Annotated in this window: 16 protein-coding genes; 11 read left to right on the plus strand and 5 right to left on the minus strand. The window is 74.6% G+C overall.

Annotation, left to right across the window (positions count from 1 at the left end):
• Positions 1-168 precede the first annotated feature (168 nt).
• From AB0M16_RS14010 to AB0M16_RS14035, 6 genes are all read left to right on the plus strand, one after another.
• A complete protein-coding gene (locus AB0M16_RS14010) occupies positions 169-1,815 on the plus strand; it encodes a LuxR C-terminal-related transcriptional regulator (RefSeq protein ID WP_365342368.1) in 1,647 nt (548 codons plus the stop codon).
• A 254-nt stretch (positions 1,816-2,069) separates the two neighbouring features.
• Positions 2,070-3,206, plus strand: a complete 1,137-nt coding sequence (locus AB0M16_RS14015; protein WP_365342370.1) for an NAD(P)-binding domain-containing protein — start codon at positions 2,070-2,072, stop codon at positions 3,204-3,206.
• 19 nt (positions 3,207-3,225) lie between these two features.
• Positions 3,226-3,714: a tetratricopeptide repeat protein gene (locus AB0M16_RS14020; protein WP_365342372.1), complete on the plus strand. Its 489-nt coding sequence runs from the start codon at positions 3,226-3,228 to the stop codon at positions 3,712-3,714.
• Positions 3,715-3,833: 119 nt separating this feature from the next.
• Positions 3,834-4,901 (plus strand): PP2C family protein-serine/threonine phosphatase, encoded by a 1,068-nt coding sequence (locus AB0M16_RS14025; RefSeq protein ID WP_365342374.1) that lies wholly within the window; start codon positions 3,834-3,836, stop codon positions 4,899-4,901.
• A 283-nt stretch (positions 4,902-5,184) separates the two neighbouring features.
• Positions 5,185-6,525: a transcriptional regulator gene (locus AB0M16_RS14030; RefSeq protein ID WP_365342376.1), complete on the plus strand. Its 1,341-nt coding sequence runs from the start codon at positions 5,185-5,187 to the stop codon at positions 6,523-6,525.
• Positions 6,526-6,660: 135 nt separating this feature from the next.
• The gene (locus AB0M16_RS14035; RefSeq protein ID WP_365342378.1) at positions 6,661-7,191 is read left to right on the plus strand and encodes an NUDIX domain-containing protein; all 531 of its coding nucleotides are present in this window, start codon (positions 6,661-6,663) and stop codon (positions 7,189-7,191) included.
• A gap of 93 nt (positions 7,192-7,284) precedes the next feature.
• Here the strand turns inward: AB0M16_RS14035 and AB0M16_RS14040 are convergent, their stop codons facing one another.
• On the minus strand, positions 7,285-8,145 hold the full coding sequence (locus AB0M16_RS14040; protein WP_365342380.1) for a 3-hydroxybutyryl-CoA dehydrogenase: 861 nt from the start codon (positions 8,143-8,145) through the stop codon (positions 7,285-7,287).
• A gap of 170 nt (positions 8,146-8,315) precedes the next feature.
• Here AB0M16_RS14040 and AB0M16_RS14045 point away from each other — a divergent pair, with 170 nt between their 5' ends.
• Positions 8,316-9,569, plus strand: coding sequence for a family 10 glycosylhydrolase (locus AB0M16_RS14045; RefSeq protein ID WP_365342382.1), 1,254 nt, complete (start codon positions 8,316-8,318; stop codon positions 9,567-9,569).
• A gap of 138 nt (positions 9,570-9,707) precedes the next feature.
• On the opposite strand, the gene AB0M16_RS14050 is transcribed toward AB0M16_RS14045, so the two are convergent.
• The gene (locus AB0M16_RS14050; RefSeq protein WP_365342384.1) at positions 9,708-9,911 is read right to left on the minus strand and encodes a DUF1918 domain-containing protein; all 204 of its coding nucleotides are present in this window, start codon (positions 9,909-9,911) and stop codon (positions 9,708-9,710) included.
• Between the two features lie 94 nt (positions 9,912-10,005).
• Positions 10,006-10,983, minus strand: a complete 978-nt coding sequence (locus AB0M16_RS14055; protein WP_365342386.1) for a DMT family transporter — start codon at positions 10,981-10,983, stop codon at positions 10,006-10,008.
• On the opposite strand from AB0M16_RS14055, the gene AB0M16_RS14060 reads away from it, so the two are divergent.
• The 4 genes from AB0M16_RS14060 to AB0M16_RS14075 all read left to right on the plus strand — a co-directional run bounded on the left by AB0M16_RS14060 (position 10,982) and on the right by AB0M16_RS14075 (position 14,829).
• Positions 10,982-12,418, plus strand: coding sequence for a PLP-dependent aminotransferase family protein (locus AB0M16_RS14060; protein ID WP_365342388.1), 1,437 nt, complete (start codon positions 10,982-10,984; stop codon positions 12,416-12,418). The genes AB0M16_RS14055 and AB0M16_RS14060 overlap by 2 nt on opposite strands.
• Positions 12,419-12,531: 113 nt before the next feature.
• Entirely contained in the window at positions 12,532-12,984 is a 453-nt protein-coding gene (locus AB0M16_RS14065) for a GNAT family N-acetyltransferase (RefSeq protein WP_365342390.1), read from the plus strand.
• Between the two features lie 69 nt (positions 12,985-13,053).
• Positions 13,054-13,629 (plus strand): histidine phosphatase family protein, encoded by a 576-nt coding sequence (locus AB0M16_RS14070; RefSeq protein ID WP_365342392.1) that lies wholly within the window; start codon positions 13,054-13,056, stop codon positions 13,627-13,629.
• 39 nt (positions 13,630-13,668) lie between these two features.
• On the plus strand, positions 13,669-14,829 hold the full coding sequence (locus AB0M16_RS14075) for a methyltransferase (RefSeq protein WP_365342394.1): 1,161 nt from the start codon (positions 13,669-13,671) through the stop codon (positions 14,827-14,829).
• Here the strand turns inward: AB0M16_RS14075 and AB0M16_RS14080 are convergent.
• Positions 14,816-16,420 carry an ABC-F family ATP-binding cassette domain-containing protein gene (locus AB0M16_RS14080; RefSeq protein WP_365342396.1) on the minus strand — a complete coding sequence of 535 codons (1,605 nt, stop codon included), beginning with the start codon at positions 16,418-16,420 and terminating at the stop codon, positions 14,816-14,818. The genes AB0M16_RS14075 and AB0M16_RS14080 overlap by 14 nt on opposite strands.
• 185 nt (positions 16,421-16,605) lie before the next feature.
• The gene (locus AB0M16_RS14085; protein WP_365342398.1) at positions 16,606-17,394 is read right to left on the minus strand and encodes an RNA polymerase subunit sigma-70; all 789 of its coding nucleotides are present in this window, start codon (positions 17,392-17,394) and stop codon (positions 16,606-16,608) included.
• Between the last annotated feature and the right edge of the window lie 102 nt (positions 17,395-17,496).

Below are 17,496 nucleotides of genomic sequence, written 5' to 3' on the forward strand. Positions count from 1 at the left end.
GAGCCCCACCCCTCCGGTGCCCGCCCGCCGAAGCACCAGCCGGAGCTCGTGCCCGAGCACGTCGCGTTCGTCATGGACGGTAACGGCCGGTGGCTCCGGCGTTCCCCCGGGGGCCTCCTCGGCCTGCAAGCCACACGAGGGCGAGGTGCAATGGGGGAAGGAGGCGCCATGGACGTCGCTGCGGAACTCGGCAGGGCCCGGGAGGCCTACGACCGCCGGGCGTGGGGCGACGCCTACGCCCGGTTGTCGCACGCCGACCAGGAGGACCCGCTCGGGCCCGACGACCTCGTACGGCTGGCCACCGCCGCCTACCTGATCGGGCACGACGCGGAGAGCGGCGCGGCGACCGAGCGGGCGCATCACGCGTACCTGCGGCAGGGGCGTACGACGGGAGCCGTACGGTGTGCCTTCTGGCTGGCGATGCCGCTGATCCTGAACGGCGAGGTGGCCCGCGGCGGCGGCTGGCTCGCCAGGGGCCGGCGCCTGCTCGAGGACGGGCGGCTGGACTGCGTGGAGCAGGGCTACATCCTCTTCCCCTCCGGCGTGCGGCTCGTCCACGAGGGCGACTACGGGGCGGCGTACGCCCTCTTCACCAGGACCGTCGAGATCGGCGAACGCTTCGGGGACCCGGAGCTGGTCGCCCTCGCACGGCACGGACAGGGCCGGGCGCTGATCGCGGGGGGAGAGACCACCGCCGGTCTGACGCTGCTCGACGAGGCCATGGTGGCGGTCACCTCCGGCGAGCTGTCGCCGCTCGTCACGGGCCTGGTCTACTGCAGCGTCATCGAGGCCTGCGACGACCTGCTCGACCTGCGCCGCGCGCAGGAGTGGACCGCGGCGCTGTCCGCGTGGTGCGCCTCCCAGCCGGACCTCGTTCCGTACCGCGGCCAGTGCATGGTCCATCGCTCCCAGGTTCTCCAGACACGCGGTGCATGGCCCGACGCGCTCGACGAGGCGCGGCAGGCGTGCGCACGGCTCTCCGAGCCGCCGGGCCAGCCGGCGCTCGGCATGGCCTACTACCAGCAGGCCGAGCTGCACCGGGTGCGCGGCGCGTTCGACGAGGCTGAGGAGGCCTACCGCCGGGCCGCCGGGGCCGGGCGCACGGCCCAGCCGGGCCTCGCGCTGCTGTGGCTGGCCCAGGGCCGGACGGACGCGGCCGTGGCGGCGATCAGGGGTACGGCGGACGAGACGCCGGACAAGCTCGGCCGCGCCAAGGTACTGGCCGCGTACGTGGAGATCCTGCTGGCCGCCGACGACGCGGCGAGCGCCCGCGAGGCGGCGGACGAGCTGTCGCTCATCGCCGCCGAGATCGGCGTTCCGCTGTTGTCCGCGGTGGCCGCCCACGCGCGAGGGGCCGTGCTCCTGGCCGAGGGCGACGCCGCCGCCGCGCTCGACGCCCTGCTGGAGGCGTGCCGGACCTGGAGCGAGCTGGAGACGCCGTACGACCGGGCACGTTCCGTCGTGCTGCTGGGGCTCGCCCGGCAGCGGCTGGGCGACACCGGCACGGCCCGGCTGGAGCGGGACGTGGCGCGTCAGCTGTTCCGGCAGCTCGGCGCGGCCCCCGACCTGGCCCGGCTCGACGGGCCCCGCCGCGGTCGGCCACCGGCGGACCCCGTGCTCAGCAGCCGGGAGACCGAGGTGCTGCGCCTCGTCGCCACCGGCCGGACCAACCACGCGATCGCCGAGGAGCTGGTCCTCAGCGACAAGACGGTGGCCCGCCACCTGAGCAACATCTTCGCCAAGCTCGGCCTCTCCTCCCGGTCGGCGGCCACGGCCTACGCCTACGAGCACGACCTGGTCGGCCGCGACGGGTAGCGGACCCCGCCGGCCCCGCCGTGGCGGGCAGCGGGCTCCCGCCGACCCGACAGCGCCGGTACGCCGCGTCGCCGGAGTCTCCGGCCGGAGACACGGCCGGAGACGCGGCCGGGGACGGGGACGGGCCTCGGGCGACGGCACGCTGGACAGAATGACCCATGGTCCCCGCGCGCGGATTTGGGGCGTTCTCCCGAAGCGGTCACGACTCCCCGGCTCCTAGTGTCGAGGACACGGAACGACGGAGGAGGCCGACGATGAACCCCACCGGCAGGACGGAACACATCGAGACGGTCGTCATCGGAGCCGGGCAGGCGGGGCTCGCCACCGGGTACCACCTCGCCCGGCGCGGCCGGCCGTTCCTGGTGCTGGACGGCAACGCCCGCGTCGGCGACAACTGGCGGTGCCACTGGGACTCCCTGCGGCTCTTCAGTCCGGCGCGGGTCGCCTCGCTGCCCGGGATGCGCTTTCCCGCGCCGCCGATGTCCTTTCCCACCAAGGACGAGATGGCCGACTTCCTGGAGACGTACGCCGAGGCCTTCGGCCTGCCCGTGCGCACCGGCGAGCGCGTCGCACGGCTGCGCCGGGAGGACGGGAAGTACGTCGTGACGACGGGCGCGTCGACCTACGTGTGCGACCACGTCGTCGTCGCCTCCGGCACCTTCGGCCGGACCCCGTACGTCCCCGGCTTCGCCGACGCACTCGACCCGCGCCTCCTGCAGCTGCACTCCAGCGCCTACAAGAACCCGGCACAGCTGCGGCCCGGCGGCGTGCTGGTGGTCGGCGCCTCGCACTCCGGCGGCGACATCGCGTACGAGGCGGCCTCGGCCGGCCATCCGACCGTGCTCAGCGGCACGATCCACGGCGAGATCCCGTTCGACATCGAAGGCGGTCCGGCGCACGCGATCTTCCCGGTCCTGTGGTTCCTGGCCCAGCACGTGCTGACGCTGCGGACGCCCGTCGGCCGCAGGATGCGTCCCGAGGTCCGCGCCCACGGCGGGCCGCTGATCCGGATCAAGCGGGCCGATCTGACCCGCGTCGGCGTCGAGCAGGCTCCGGAGCGGACCGTCGGCGTGCGCGACGGGCTCCCGGTCCTCGACGGCGGTCGCGTCCTCGACGTCGCGAACGTCGTCTGGTGCACCGGCTTCCGCCACGACTTCTCCTGGATCGACCTCCCGGTCGTCGACGAGGACGGCTGGCCACTGGAGCGGCGCGGCGTGGTGTCCTCGTCGCCAGGGCTGTACTTCGTCGGACTGGCCTTCCAGTACGCCTTCGCGTCGATGCTCGTCGGGGGCGCGGGCAGGGACGCGGAGCACGTGGTGAACCACCTGGTGAAGCACCTCGGGGGAGAGCCCGTCAGCCGCGGCCGGGCCCGGGCGAAGGTCCCCGCCTAGCGCCTCGGGGTTCGGGATCGTGGACACGACGAGACGGCGGCGGGTGCGACGGCACCTGGCCCGGGCGAGGCGGCACGGGGCCGACGGCCGGTACGCCGAGGCCGAGCGCGACCTGCGTACGGCCCTCCGGTTCGCCCGCACCGGCCCCGTACCCGCCGACGCGGCCGAGGCGGCCTCGGCCCTGGGCATCCTGCTCGAAGCGCTGGGCCGGGCCACCGAGGCGGAGGAGGCGCTGCGCTTCGCGGTGCACCTCTACCAGCGCGCCTACGGCCCCGACGATCCCCGCCTCGCGCCGCCGCTGAACGCCCTGGGCGCCGTCCGGCAACGACGGGGCGACCTGACCGGGGCCGAGCAGCTCTACGCCCGGGTCGTGGGCATCGCGGCCGGCTCGGCGGCCCGACGCGCCGCCGCATCCTTTCTGCGCACCCCTGCGGTGTTCCCGCGGGTGTGCGGGGGGCGCGGCGGGGGCGCCCTCCGGCACGGGACCGGCGCTCACTCCTTCGAGTGAGATGTCGGGCGGATGCCCCCCATGCGACCGGGACCGTCGACAGAATCGACGCGGCCACAGGGGCGGGCCTGTGTGCCGCAGGGTCTTCGGGCGCTGGCGGGCCTCGGGAAGGGCCGTGGATGTTCCGTGACAGGGCGTTGGTTGCCGAAGGCTCCCGGCTGCGGCGGATCACTCCGCTGGCGGCTCCGGTCGGATGGGGGGCCGTGGCCGTCGCGTGGCGGTTGTGGTGTCCACTGGCCCGGCAGCCGGGGCTGCCGATGCGGATCGCCACCAGTGTCGTGTTCTTCAGCGTGGGCCTCGGGCTCGTGCTCGGGTTGCGGCATGGGCTGGTCCGGGAGCTGGCGCGCGTGCGGGCCGTGGCGGACGCCACGCAGCAGGTGCTGCTGCGGCCGCCGCCCGCGCGACTCGACGGGCTCGCCGTGGCCGCGGGGCAGCTGTCCGCCTCCCGCGGGGCCGTGGTCGGCGGGGACCTGTACGAGGCGACCGCCACGCCGTACGGGGTGCGGATCGTCATCGGGGACGTGCGGGGACACGGGCTCGCCGCGCTCGGGGCCGTGGTGGCCGTGCTCGGGAGTTTCCGGGAGGCCGCGCACGACGAGCCCGAACTCGCGGGGGTGCTGCGCCGACTGGAACGGGCGCTCGGCCGGCACCTGTGCGAGCGGGCCCGGGAGGAGCACCCGGCGCGGGCGGGGCGGGCGCCCGCGCATCCGGCGGCCGAGGAGTTCGTGACCCTGCTGCTCCTGGAGATCCGGTCCGACGGCTGCGTGGAGGTGCTGGACTGCGGTCACCCCGGGCCGTACCGGATCGGCGGCCGCCGGGTCGAGCCCGTGTCCGTCGGCGATCCGATGCCCCCGCTCGGCGCCTTCCCGCTGCCGGCCGACCTCGTTCCGCACCGCGCGGCCCGGCTGCTGCCCGGCGAGACCCTGGTGCTCTACACCGACGGCGCCGAGGAGGCGCGGGACGACCGGGGGCGGTTCTTCCCGTTCGCGGCGGTCCTCGCCGGAGCGGCGCGAGAAGCCCCCGCCGCGCTCGTCCACCACGTCCACCGTGCCCTGCTGCGCCATACGGGCGGTCGGCTCGCCGACGACGTCGCCCTGCTCGTCGTACGCAACGACCGGGTACGGGTACCGGCGCAGCCCGCCGAACCCGGGCTGCGCCGTACCCGGCCCGCTCCCTCCCCGCATTGATGATCCTCACCAGTGAGACAGGGGGGACTGCGGCCGGCGCCGCTCGCGCTGCCACGGAGTGTCGGGCAGATCAACAGCGCGAGCGGCGCGCCGACCGGGCTGCCGCACTGTTCGAGGGGGAGCCGGCGGCCCGGTCCTCGCCTTTCGGCGAGGACCCAAGTCAACCCGTACCGGGGCGACTTCGGCACCGTACGCGGAAGGGAACAACACGCACTTCGTTCACACCCCGTGCGAAACCGTACCCGTCACTAGTGTGAGTGCCCCCCAGCACCGGAGCGGTCCCATGCAGCCCAACACCCTCCTCGACGCCCTGCTCGACGAAGCGGGCATCTCCCACGCCGGTCTCGCCTCCCGGGTGAACCAGGCGGGCAGGTCCCGGGGCCTCGCCCTGCGCTACGAACACACCGCCGTCGCCCGCTGGTTGAAGGGCCAGCGGCCACGCGGCCAGGTCCCCGACCTGATCTGCGAGGTGCTCGCCGGGCGGCTCCGCCGGGCCGTCACCCTCGACGACATCGGCCTCGGCGTACCCGGCGCCGGTCTGCCCGCGCCCGGCACCCCGCTCTCCGGGTTCGTCGAGCGGGCCGCCGCCCTCTGGCGTTCCGACGAGCAGCAACGCCCGCACATCCGCGGCGCCCAGGCGGTGACCGGGACGCCCGCCGTGATGCCCGTGTGGGAGTGGGAGAACCCGCCCGAGGACGTCGACGTCTCGCGTGACGGCCGCACCCGCGTCTCGGCCGCCGACGTCGAGATGCTGAGCGCGGCCCGCGCGCACTACGAGCAGATGTACCGCAAGGCCGGGGGCCTGGCCACGCGCTCCCGGATCGTCGGCTTCCTCAACACCGAGACCGCGCCGCTGCTGCGCGGCGCCTACGGCGACGCGCTCGGCCGGCGGCTGCACCGCGCCACCGGCGGCCTGGTGGCGGTGGCCGGCATCTGCGCGTACGACTCCGACGCCCAGGGGCTCGCCCAGCGCTACTTCCACCAGGCGCTGCGGCTCGCCAAGGCCAGTGGCGACCGCGGACTGGGCGCCTACGTGGTCGCCCTGCTGGTCAACCAGTCGCTGTTCATGGGGGAGTACCGGCAGGCCGTGGCCTTCGCCGAGGCGGCGCTGCGTTCGGCGGGCCGCGAGATCACCCCCGCGCTCGCCGCCGACCTGACGGCCATGCAGGCGAAGGCGTACGCGCACCTGGGCGACGGCGCCTCGGCGGTGGCCTGCATCCGCCGGGCCGAGGCGGAGGCGGAGCGGATCAGCCCCGGCACCGAGCCCGCCGAGACCGGCTACGTCCAGCCGGGCCTCGTCAACGTGCAGGTCGCCGAGGCCCTGCTCAGTCTGGGTGAACTCGCCGCGGCCCACGAGCACGCGGAGGCGGCCGTCGGCACCCCGGCCCACGATCGGGGGCGGGTGCACCGGCTCGCGATGCTGTGCCAGATCGAGCTGCGCCAGGGCGAGCAGGACCGGGCCGCCCGGACGGCCGTGGAGATGACGGAGCGGGCGCGCGGGATGGAGTCGCGCCGGCTGCGGGACCGGCTGCGGCTGGTCCGGGAGCAGTTGCTGGCGAGTGGGGGAGGGGACGCGAGGGAGGCGGCGGAGCTCATCGACGGCGCGCTGCGCGTGCCGCTGTGAGGCCCGCCGCGCGCCGTGGTGAGGTTCCCCTCGGCAGTGCGCCGTCCGTGCCCCCGTGAGCTTTGGCTTGCGACCGAGGAGTAGCTGCGATATTGCCACCAAGTAATCACCGACCAGTCGGAAGGTGGCAAAAACGTGCAGTGGACGAAAATAAGCGAACACCCCGTCTATGAGAACCGCTGGTTCCGGGTCAATCTCGCGGACGTCGAACTCCCCGACGGCCGCCGTCTCGACCACTACCTGATCCGGCTACGCCCCGTCGCGGCCGCGACCGCAGTCAACGACGCCGACGAGGTCCTGCTGCTCTGGCGCCATCGCTTCATCACCGACAGCTGGGGCTGGGAACTGGCCGCCGGCGTCGTCGAGGACGGTGAGGACGTCGAGGCCGCGGCGGCCCGCGAGATGGAGGAGGAGACCGGCTGGCGCCCCGGGCCGCTGCGCCCGCTCCTCACCGTCGAGCCGTGCAACGGCCTCACCGACGCCCGTCACCACCTGTACTGGAGCGAACAGGCCACCTGGACCGGACCGCCCCAGGACGCCTTCGAGTCCTCACGTCTGGAATGGGTCCCGCTCAAGCTCGTCCCCGACATGATCGCCCGGGGCGAGGTCCCCGCCGCCAACATGGCCGCGGGGCTGCTGATGCTGCACCACCTGCGCCTGGGGTGACCCCGGGCAGGACCGGCACGTCGGCCGGTGCAAAGGCCGGACGGCCCGTACCTGTGCGGTGTACGGGCCGTCCGACGGCAGGGGAGAGAGGTCTCAGGAGTACGGGTAGAAGCCCGAGCCCGTCTTGCGGCCCAGCCGGCCCGCGTCCACCATCCGCTGCAGCAGCGGGGGAGCGGCGTACAGCGGCTCCTTGTACTCGGCGTACATCGAGTCGGCGATCGAGGCGATGGTGTCCAGACCGATCAGGTCCGAGAGCTTCAGCGGCCCCATCGGGTGGGCGCAGCCGAACTCCATGCCGTTGTCGATGTCCTCACGGCTCGCGATGCCCGACTCGAACATCCGGATCGCGGAGAGCAGGTACGGCACCAGCAGCGCGTTCACCACGAAGCCCGAACGGTCCTGCGCACGGATCGCGTGCTTGCCCAGGGTCTTCTCGGCGAAGAGCTGCGCCCGGCTGATCGTGCCCTCGGAGGTGGTGAGGGCGGGGATCAGCTCGACGAGCTTCTGCACCGGGGCCGGGTTGAAGAAGTGGATGCCGATGACGTTGTCGGGGCGGGAGGTCGCCACGGCCAGCTTCACCAACGGGATGGAGGAGGTGTTGGAGGCCAGGATGGCGTCCGGCCGGGTCATCACCTGGTCGAGCACCTGGAAGATCTCGGTCTTGACCTGCTCGTTCTCCACGACCGCCTCGATCACGAGATCGCGGTCGGCGAACTCGCCCAGGTCGGTGGTGAAGCTGAGCCGCGCGAGCGTCGCGTCGCGCTCCTCCTCGCTGATCTTGCCGCGTTCGGCGGCCTTGGAGAGCGAGTTGTAGAGCCGCGTGCGGCCGATCTCCAGCGCCTCGCCGGTGGTCTCGGCGACCTTCACCTCGAGACCGCTGCGGGCACACACCTCCGCGATGCCTGCGCCCATCTGGCCGCAGCCCACCACTCCGACGCGCTCAATGTCGGCCATGGAGTCCGTCACCTCGTGCCTTTCGCTGTTTCCTGGCGGCGGGCCCGTGTGATTCCGGTGCTTCCGCCTCGACCCCACGACGGTACTCCCGACGGAGCAGATGATCGATCGTTCTGGGCGGGGCATGCTCTCCCGGGAACTGTGACGTATCCGATAGCGAGGGGTGACAAATGCCGCCGATCGGTAGAAGAGGGTTCGTGGCCGGGGTGACGCTCGCGGCGTTCGGCGCGGCCGCGGGTGAAGCTGCGGCGGGTGACGCGGAGGCCGTGCCGCCGCCCAAGGCGGTCCGGGCGTCCGCCGCCGCCGGACGCGGCGGGCGTGAGGCCGCGGCGTTCCGGGGCATGTGGATCGCGACGATCTTCAACCGCGACTTCCCCTCCCGGTCCGGCCTCACCGCCGCCGAGCAGCGCGCCGAGCTCCTCGCCCTGCTCGATCTCGCGGTCCGGCGCCGGATGACCGCGGTCGTCCTGCAGGTCCGGCCCTCCGCCGACGCCCTGTGGCCCTCGCCGTACGAGCCCTGGGCCGCGTGCCTCACCGGCGTCCAGGGCCGCGACCCCGGCTGGGACCCGCTCGGCACCGCCGTGACCGAGGCGCACGCCCGCGGCCTGGAGCTGCACGCCTGGTGCAATCCGTACCGCGTGTCGGCCCAGCCCGACCCCGCACGGCTCGCCCCGGGCCACCCGGTGCGGCGCCACCCCGAATGGGCGGTGGCCTACGGCGGGCAGCTCTACTACAACCCCGGCCTGCCCGAGGTCCGCGACTTCGTCCGGGACGCCATGCTCGACGCCGTGCGACGCTACGACATCGACGCCCTGCACTGGGACGACTACTTCTACCCCTACCCGGTGGCCGGGCAGGTCTTCGACGACGCGGAGGCCTTCCGGCGATACGGGGCCGGGTTCGCGGACCGTGCGGCCTGGCGACGGAACAACATCGACCTGCTCGTGTCCGAGACGGCGGCCCGCATCAAGGCGCTCAAGCCCCGGGTCGCGTTCGGCGTCAGCCCGTTCGGCATCTGGCGCCACGCAGGCACCGACCCCCTCGGTTCCGACACCTCCCGGGCCGGGGCGAGCTACGACGACCTGCACGCGGACAGCCGCAAGTGGGTCAAGGAGCGGTGGATCGACTACGTGGTCCCGCAGCTCTACTGGCACATCGGCTACGACCGCGCCGACTACGCGAAGCTCGTCCCCTGGTGGGCCGAGACCGTCCGCGACACCGGTGTGCGGCTCTACCTCGGGGAGGCGCTCTACAAGGTCGGCGACCCCGCCCAGCCCGCGGCCTGGCAGGACCCGCGCGAACTGGCCCGCCACGTCACGCTGGCCAGGAGGCATCCGGCCGTCGGCGGACACTGCTACTTCGCGGCCGGCGAGGTCGCCAAGGACCCGCTGGGCGCGCTGACGGCCGCCATCGCGGAGGGATAGGCCGGCGTGGCCGGCCTCGGCGCCCCCTGCGGGCCCGTTCCGCCGGGCACCCCCTGCGCGGGCCTGTTCCGCCGGGCAGGCCCTCGCGGTCGGCGTGGGGCGGGAGCCGCCGGGGGCGGACCCCCGGCGCCCGGGGGCTCACGTGCCCCCGGTCTCCAGGTGGTGGCGGACGACGGTGTCGGGGCCCGGCGACACCACGGCCTCATGGCCGTCGTCGTCGAACTTCACGCGGAACGGGGGGTTGCCGTCCTCCCCCAGTACCTTCAGGACCTTGGCCGTACGGTCGTGGTGGCCGACCGTCCGGCCGTGCACGACCAGCTGGTCGCCCTCGGACGCACGCATCGGTGACCTCCTCGCGGCTGGGCTTGCCCTACTCGGAGTCTACGTCTGCCATTGTGACCTGCCCCACCCCCTGGCGTCGCGCTGGGAGCCCGCGTCAGCTCCTCGCCCGCTGGGTCACCGCGATGCAGACGAGCACCGCGCCGGCGGCCAGCGGCGCGGCCGGCGCGAGTTCCTCGCCGAGCACCGTCACCGACCAGAAGAGCGTCAGCAGCGGCTGGGCGAGCTGCAGCTGGCTCGCGCGCGGGATGCCGATGGCCGCCATGCCCCGGTACCAGACGTACAGGCCGAAGAACGTGGATCCGGCCGCCACCCAGATCAGGCCGACGATCCCGTGCGCGGTGATGTGCACCGGCTCGTAGGCGAGGGCCACGGCCGCGCCCACCGCCATCAGCGGCAGGCACAGCACCAGCGCCCAGCCGACCACCTGCCAGCCGGGCATCAGTCGCGCGAGCCGGCCGCCCTCGGTGTAGCCGGCGGCGCAGACCAGCAGGGCTCCGAAGAGGTACAGGTCGCCGGTCGACAGCGCCCCGCCGCTCTGCTGGAGCGTGAAGCCGAGCACGACCACGGCTCCGGCGACGGCCGCGATCCAGAACGTACGGGACGGGCGGCGCCCGGTGCGGACTGCGGCGAACGTCGCCGTGGTCAGCGGCAGCAGGCCCACCACCACGGCGGCGTGCGAGGTGGTGGCGGTCTGCAGGGCGAGCGTGGTCAGGAGCGGGAAGCCGACGACCACGCCGCCCGCGACGACGGCGAGCCCCGCCCAGTGCCGGCGCTCCGGCGGCGGTACCCGGCCCGCCAGCAGGAAGGCGCCCGCGATCAGCGCGGCGAGCACCGAGCGGACGGCGACCAGGGACCAGGGGCCGAAGCTCTCCAGGCCCCACACGGTGGAGGGGAAGGTCAGCGAGAAGGAGACCACGCCGAGCGCGGCGAGCAGGGTGCCGTTGCCCAGGGGCGTACGGCGGGAGGCGGTGGCCGCGGAGGCGGCGGGCCCCGCCCCGGCGATCCCGGCGGCTCCGGCCGAGGTGGTGACCGCTATCGTGCTCGGGGTAGTAGCGCTATTCTGTGCTCTCATGCATGAGCGTAGCAGTGTGGGTGAGTTGGTGAAATCCCTGAAGGCGGAGCTCGACCGCTACTCGCCAGGGGAGAAACTGCCGTCGAGTCGCGCTCTCGTCGAGCGCCACCGCGTCTCCCCGGTCACCGTGACCCGGGCCCTGGCCCAGCTCGCCGCCGAAGGCCTCGTGGTCACCCGCCCCGGCGCCGGCGCCTTCCGCGCCGAGCCGCGGGGCGCCGCGCCCGCCGTCGGTGACACGTCCTGGCAGGAGCTCGCGCTCAGCGCCGACACCGCCACCGAGCTCGTCCCCCGGTCCGTCGACGCCTCCGGCGTCCTCGTCACCCTCTCCGCGCCCCCGCCCGGCGTCGTCGAGTTCAACGGCGGCTACCTCCACCCCGCCCTCCAGCCCGAACGGGCCCTCGCCGCCGCTCTCGCCCGGGCCGGCCGCCGCCCCGGCGCATGGGGCCGCCCGCCCGCCGACGGCCTGCCCGAACTGCGGGACTGGTTCGCCCGCGAGATCGGCGGCACCGTCACCGCCGCCGAGATCCTCATCACCGCCGGCGGCCAGTCCGCCATCACCACCGCGCTGCGCGCGCTCGCCCCGCCCGGCACCCCCGTGCTCGTCGAGTCGCCGACCTATCCGGGCATGCTCGCCGTCGCCCGCGCCGCCGGGTTGCGGCCGGTGCCCGTCCCCACCGACGCCGACGGCATCCGCCCGGACCTCCTGGAGGCCGCGTTCCGCGCCACCGGCGCGCGCGTCGTGGTCTGCCAGCCGCTCTTCCAGAACCCCACCGGGGCCGCGCTCTCCGGCGGGCGACGGGCCGCCGTCGTGCGGATCGCGCGCGCCGCCGGCGCCTTCGTCGTCGAGGACGACTTCGCCCGCCGACTCGTCCACGAGGACGCCGGGCCGGTGCCGCCCACCCTCGCCGCCGACGATCCCGACGGCGTCGTCGTCCACGTCTGCTCGCTCACCAAGGTCACCTCCGCGAGCCTCCGGGTCGGCGCGCTCGCCGCGCGCGGACCCGTCCTCGAACGGCTCCGCGCCATCCAGGTCGTCGACAGCTTCTTCGTGCCCCGGCCCCTGCAGGAGACCGCACTCGAACTCGTCGGCTCGCCCGCCTGGAAGCGTCATCTACGGGCGGTCTCGCAGGAGTTGAAGAACCGGCGGGACACCATGACCGGTGCCGTCGCGCTGCGGCTCCCCGAGTTCGCCGTGCCGCACGTCCCGTCCGGCGGCTACCACCTGTGGCTCCGGCTCCCCGACACCCTCCCCGAGGCCGAGCTGCTCCCCGCCGCCCTGCGCGCCGGAGTCGCCGTCGCCCCGGGCCGGCCCTACTTCTGCGCCGAGCCGCCCGCAGGGCACATCCGGCTGAGTTTCGCGGGTGTCGCGGGAGCCGCGGAGATCGTCGAGGGAGTGCGGCGGCTGCGTACCGCCGTCGACGAGATCACCCGATGAGGCCGCGGGGCGGTCGGACGCGGCTGCCGGCGGCCCTCCGCCCCGCCCGCGTCCGGTCTTCGCCCCGGGCAATTTCACCTGACACGGGACGGCGGCCCTGGCAGCCTGCAGCCATGACCGACACCAGCACCGCGGACGGCGCCGTCCTGCACGGGGCGTACGAGATCTCAGCCGACCCCGCCCGGATCGACGCCGCCCGCGTCCACCACTGGCTCTCCACCGACGCCTACTGGGCCCTGGGTCGACCTCGGGAGAAGCAGGACCGCGCCATCGCCGGCTCACTCAACTTCGGCGCCTACGAGGTCGAGAGCGGTGAGATGAGCGCCTACGCGCGGATCGTCACCGACTACGCCACCTTCGCCTGGCTCTGCGACGTCTACGTCGACCGCCCGGCCCGTGGCACCGGCCTCGGCACCGCCCTGGTCGCCGCCGTCCGCGACCACCTGGAACCGCACGGGCTGCGCCGCATCCTGCTGGCCACCGCCGATGCGCACGGAGTGTACGAGAAGGTCGGTTTCACGCCACTGCAGAATCCGGACAAGTGGATGGCTCTCGGACAGCAGTGACCGGCTCCGCCGCCTGACCTGGGCAAGGACCCCTTGACCTGCGGGGCGACCGGCCTCACGATCGCGGCCATGGGTCTTCGGGTCACGCTCGTCGCGGCGGCACGCAGCTCCTCCCTGCTCGCCGAACGCTTCGACGACGACCGGCCGCTCGACGAGGCCGGCTGGTACGAGGTGCAGCTCGCCGCGCCCCGGCTGGTTCCGCTCGGCGCGGCCGAGCTGCGCTACTGCTCCCCGACGCCCCGCAGCCGGGCCACCGGCACCGCCCTCGGCTACGCCCCGCTCGCCCAGCCGGCCCTGCGCGACTGCGACATGGGGCGCTGGCGCGGACTCACGCTCGCCGAGGTCGCCGCGCTCGAGCCGGCCGCCGTCGATGCCTGGCTCTCCGACCCGTGCAGCGCGCCACACGGTGGAGAAACGCTCCTCTCGTTCATCACGCGGGTCGGCGGCTGGCTCGACACCCGGCCGGCCGACGACGGCGAGATCGTGGCCGTCGCCGAACCCGCCGTCGTCCGCGCCGCGCTCGTCTACGCCCTGAAGGCGCCCCCCGCCACCTACTGGAACGTCGACGTCCGGCCCCTGTCGACGGTCACCCTCGCGGGCCGCCCGGGGCTGTGGCACCTCCAGCTGGCGGCGGCCGTGGGCTGACGAGGCCCGGGGCGTGCGACCGGCTAGCCTGGGGGCACGATGAACCGTCTGACCACGTCATGGGGCACCTTCCCGCTCACCCGCTTCCCCGAGGACCCGCGCGACCAGCTGCGCGCCTGGGACGCGGCCGACGAGTACCTGCTGAACCACCTGGCCGAGACCGGCACCGATCTGTCCGGCACCGTCGCCGTCGTCGGGGACCGCTGGGGCGCCCTCGTCACGGCGCTCGCGGCCGCGGGCCCCACGGAGCTGGTCCAGATCTCCGACTCGTACCTCGGCCGGACCGCCACCGCCCGGAACCTGGCGCGCTCGGACGCCGGCCGCACCGCCGTGCGGCTGCTGACCACGCAGGACCCGCCGCCCGAGCGGGTCGACGTGCTGCTCGTCCGGGTGCCCAAGAGCCTCGCGCTCCTCGAGGACCAGCTGTACCGGCTCGCACCGGCGGTGCACGCGGACACCGTCGTCGTCGGCACCGGCATGGTGAAGGAGATCCACACCTCGACGCTCTCGCTGTTCGAGCGGATCCTCGGGACCACGCGGACCTCGCTGGCCGTGAAGAAGGCCCGGCTCATCCACACCACACCCGAGGGGCGGGACGCGCGCGCCAACCCCTGGCCGTACCGCTACGAGCTGCCCGCCGACGCCCCGGCCGGGCTCGCCGGGCGGACGGTCGTCAACGAGGCCGGGGTGTTCTGCGCCGACCGGCTGGACATCGGCACGCGCTTCTTCCTGCAGCACCTGCCGCGCGGGCTCGGGCGGTCCCGGGTGGTCGACCTGGGGTGCGGGAACGGCGTCGTCGGACTCGCCGTGGCGCTCGCCGAGCCGGAGGCGGAGCTGCTGTTCACCGACGAGTCGTACCAGGCCGTCGCCTCGGCCGAGGAGAACTTCGCCGCACACCTCGGGCACGCCGGGCGCAAGGCCGAGTTCGTCGTCGGCGACGGGCTCGCGGACGTCGCGCCCGCCTCGGTGGACGTCGTCCTCAACAACCCGCCGTTCCACAGCCACCAGGCCACCACCGACCGCACCGCCCGCCGGATGTTCACCGACGCCCGCCGGGCCCTGCGGCCCGGCGGGGAACTCCTCGTCGTCGGCAACCGCCACCTCGGCTACCACGTCACTCTGCGCCGGATCTTCGGCAACTGCGAACTCGTCGCGAGCGACCCGAAGTTCGTGGTCCTCAGGGCCGTCAGGCGAGGCTGACGAGCTCTCGGTAGCCCTCGTTCCACAGGTCCTCCTCCGCCTCCGGCAGGATCAGCACCCGCTCCGGGCGCAGCGCGTCGATCGCGCCCTCGTCGTGCGTCACCATGACGATCGCGCCCGGATAGGTGCCCACGGCTGCCAGCACCTCGTCGCGCGAGGCGGGGTCCAGATTGTTCGTCGGCTCGTCGAGCAGCAGCACGTTCGCCCCCGAGTGGACCAGGCCCGCCAGGGCGAGCCGGGTCTTCTCGCCGCCGGAGAGGACCCCGGCCGGCTTGTCGGCGTCGTCGCCCCGGAACAGGAACGCGCCGAGGACCCGGCGGACCTCGCCGTCCGTCAGGTGCGGGGCGGCGGCGGCCAGGTTCTCCCGGACCGTACGGGCGGGGTCGAGCGTCTCGTGCTCCTGCGCGAAGTAGCCGAGGCGCAGCCCGTGCCCGTGGACCACCCGCCCGGCGTCCGGGGTCTCCTCGCCCGCGAGGAGCCGCAGCAGGGTCGTCTTGCCCGCGCCGTTCAGCCCGAGCACGACCAGGCGGCTGCCCCGGTCCACCGCGAGGTCGACCCCGTCCAGGACCTTCCCCCGCCCGCCGCCGTACCCCTTGGTCAGAGAGATCGCGCCCAGCGGCGTACGGCCGCAGGGGGCGGGCTCGGGGAGCCGGATCCGGGCCACCCGCTCGGTGCGCCGGGCCGCCTCCAGGCCCTCCAGGAGTCGGTCGGCGCGGCGCGCCATGCTGCGGGCGGTGACCGAGGTGGCCGCGCGTGCCTTCATCTTCTCCGCCTGCGCGTGCAGGGTCGCCGCCTTGCGTTCGGCGTGGGCACGCTCGCGGGTGCGACGGCGCTCGTCGGCCTCCCGTCGGGTGAGGTACGCCGTCCAGCCGGTGTTGTGGACGTCGATCGTCGCGTGCTGCGGATCGAGGTGGAAGACCCGGTTGACGGTGGCGGCCACCAGGTCGAGGTCGTGGCTGATGAGGACCAGGCCGCCCTGGTGCGCGGCGAGATGGCCGCGCAGCCAGCCGACCGAGTCCGCGTCGAGGTGGTTGGTCGGCTCGTCGAGCAGCAGGGTGCCCTCACGGCCGTGTCCGGCGAACAGGATGCGGGCCAGCTCGACGCGGCGCTTCTGCCCGCCGGACAGCGTGCCGACGGGCCGCCCCGTGACGTCGGCGGGCAGCCCGAGGCCGGCCGCGACCCGGGCCGCCTCGGCCTCGGCCGCGTAGCCGCCGGAGGCCTCGAAGACGGCCTCGGCGCGCGCGTACTCGTCCATGGCCGCGGCGTCGGCCCGCTCGGCGAGCCGGTCGGCGGCCTCGCGCAGGCGGCGCACGGCCACGTCCATGCCGCGCGCGGAGAGGATCCGGTCGGTCACGGACACCGCGGGATCGGCGGCACGCGAGTCCTGCGCCAGATGCGCCACGGGCCCGGTGCGCCGGACGTGGCCGGCGGCCGGGGCGCGCAGCCCGGCGAGGGTGTGCAGCAGGGTGGTCTTACCGGCGCCGTTGCGGCCGACCAGGCCGATGCGGTCGCCGGGCGCGATGTGGAAGGACACGTTGGACAGCAGAAGACGGGCGCCGACGCGCACGTCGACACCACGGGTGGTGATCATGGGATGACGCTCCGAACAAGCTGAAGGACACACGGGTGGCGTGGAAGCGGGTCCTCGGCTAGGAAATTCGGGGCGTAGACATGCAGCCGAGGCTACGGGCCGGGCCGGGCCGGCGCACCCGGATTTCCGCCCGCCGGACGCTCCGTGCCCGGGGCCGGGCCCCGGGCCGGTGCCCTCGGCGCTCGTCAGTGGTCCGGGAACGTCAGGTCCAGACCCCGTACCCCGTCCTCGCCCGTCGTGATGTCGAGCACCACGATGCGGTCCGCGCGCAGGGTGAAGGCCATCGCTGTCACCGGGCGCCCGTCGGCGAAGCCGACCACCCCGATCGTGCCGTCGACCAGGGCCGCGCGGGTCGTCCCGACCGTCCGGGCGAAGGCGGCCGCGGCGCCCTCGGCGACGGCCGCGGGCCCGTGCGCCTGGCCGTGCGCCGAGTAGGCCACCACCTCCGGGTGCAGGACGGCCGCGAGGGCCCGCGCGTCGCGGGCGCGGGCGGCGGCGACGAAGTGCTCGACCACGGCCCGCCCGCGCGCCGGGTCCGGCCCGCCCGCCCCGGCGCCCCGCACCCGCAGCCGCGCCGAGCGGGCGAGCCCGCCCGCGTCCTGCGCCGTGCCGCCGGTGAGGCGGGCGGTGTCGTCGAGAGGCAGCCCGAACAGGTCGTGGAGCACATAGGCGATCCGTTCGCCGGGCGGCAGCCCGCCGAGGACGACGAGCAGCGCCAGCCACACGGGGTCGACGGCGCCCGGCTCCGGGGCCCGGCCGGGATGCTCCGCGCCCGACCGGCCCTGCAGCCGCCGCAGGCACGCCCTCCCCAGGACGGTCAGCAGCCATTCCCGCACGCCGTTCCCGACCGCCGCCCGCGCCTCGGCGAGCACGTCCTCCACCTCTCCGTGCCCTCCGAGCATGCGTCGGGCCGCGGCCCGCAACCGCTCCTCGTCCGCGTCGAACTGTGCGGTCAGGAAGGTGTTCTCGTGCATCGGTCCTCACTCCTCGTGGTGGCTCCTTCGTCGCTGCGTTGACGCTCCGACCGGCGGGGATGTGACAGGGCAGGGGGGCGACCGGCGGCGTGACACGAGGGG

The organism is Streptomyces sp. NPDC051921, assembly GCF_040680975.1.
Lineage (GTDB): Bacteria > Actinomycetota > Actinomycetes > Streptomycetales > Streptomycetaceae > Streptomyces.